Genomic DNA, 1,645 nt, shown 5'->3' on the forward strand with positions numbered 1-1,645 from the left:
CCGCGCCGAAATCAAAAAGCCCGCCGGCAACACCGAAATCTGGATCTACGCCTACGACCCGTTCGGACGCCGCCTTTCCAAAGAACGCCAAGACAAACTCGCCTGGACGAGTACCGAACCGAAACGCACCCACTTCGTCTGGGACGGCAGCCGCCTATTGCAGGAGTACACCTACAAAGGCAGCTACACCTATATCTATACCGACCAAGACAGCTACGAACCGCTGGCGCAAGTCTTTGACAACGCCAAAGACGGCAAACAATACCTCGCCTATTTCCACACCGACCAAGTCGGCATACCGCGCGAGATGACCGACATCCACGGCAATCTGTTGTGGTACGGCGAATACACCGCCTGGGGTCGTCTGAAAAAGGATGAACGGGTTTACAAGAACGCGCATCAGCCGTTCAGATTGCAGAACCAATACTTCGATGAAGAGACAGGACTGCATTACAACCTGAAGCGCTATTACGAGCCCGAGGCGGGACGGTTTGTGAATCAGGACCCGATTAAATTAATTGGTGGAGATAATCTATATCAGTTTGCGCTGAATGCACAGGAATGGTATGACCCATTAGGTTTATGGAGAAGGAATGCCTATGTTGGTAGAACGCCATCTAAGGTATCTAAGACAGGACGGGCAGTAATGCAACGTATGTTAGCTAATGGAGAAATTGAAGGTATTACATCCGAGGAAATCAGTAAACTTAGACGTACCTCACAGATTCCTGAGGGTGCAGTTTTCAAAGATGTAGATGGTAAAAAATACTCTTTAAGAAATGCACATATGGGACATAATCCTGAAGATGCTGTTTCCTATTGGAATCGTTGTGGTCGTTATCATGGAGCCAAGTCTCAGGCAGTACGGAAATGGATGCTTGATCCCAATAATTATCGATTGGAATATGGGCCAGGCAACTGTTCCCGTGGAGCAAAGAGCAAAGAACGTTATAAGAAACCTCGCAAGCCTAAAAATGGAAAGTTACCCAAAGGTTGTTAATGAAGAGTTATGAATGAAAGGAAAACTATGTATTTATCTGATATTAATCCTGAGTTAAATAGTAAAATTAATAATATTATATGTGAGTCGAGACAGGCTAAAACTCTTCAGGAAAGGATTGATGAGTTAATGAAGGCTTGGGATTTAATTCCAAAACCTGCTACTCAATTCGTAACCCCAACTAGTGGGCTATGTTCTGAAATTTCTGGCAGATTTAAAGAGTTAAAGGATTATTCTAAGGCACTTGAATGGATAAATATTGCATTAGAGGCGCGAAAAACAGTTCCTGATGGCAGCACATTTCTATGGGCAGGTATTATCTATTACGAACTAGGTGATATGGAAAATGCTTATAAATATTTCGATTTGGCGTACAAAGAGTTACGTTACACACCTTTCTCTATGGAGGATAAAAAATATTGGCAATTTTATAAACAACGTAAAGAAGAATTAAATCCTAAGAAAAAAACCAAAAAGTAAGATTCGATATTTTCAGACGACCTCAAAACCTTCTTTGAGGTCGTCTGAAATGTTTGCTCTTTAACAACCTCATTACTAGTCAGCATGAAGGTCGTCTGAAACCAACTTTCAGACGACCTTTGTTGCACCGTACTTAACCGCCGCTACGCCTACGACAAAGCCGGC

2 protein-coding genes are annotated in these 1,645 nt (G+C 43.2%); both read left to right on the plus strand.

The annotated features are described in order from the left end of the window. On the plus strand, positions 1-1,000 hold a 1,000-nt coding region (locus tag HMPREF2696_RS11300), incomplete at its 5' end, for an RHS repeat-associated core domain-containing protein (RefSeq protein WP_210383770.1). 27 nt (positions 1,001-1,027) lie between these two features. Beyond that, complete coding sequence (locus tag HMPREF2696_RS07955; protein WP_070588289.1) at positions 1,028-1,480, plus strand: tetratricopeptide repeat protein; 453 nt, start codon at positions 1,028-1,030, stop codon at positions 1,478-1,480. Positions 1,481-1,645 lie beyond the last annotated feature (165 nt).

The sequence above is a fragment of the Neisseria sp. HMSC058F07 genome, from assembly GCF_001810035.1.
Lineage (GTDB): Bacteria > Pseudomonadota > Gammaproteobacteria > Burkholderiales > Neisseriaceae > Neisseria > Neisseria perflava.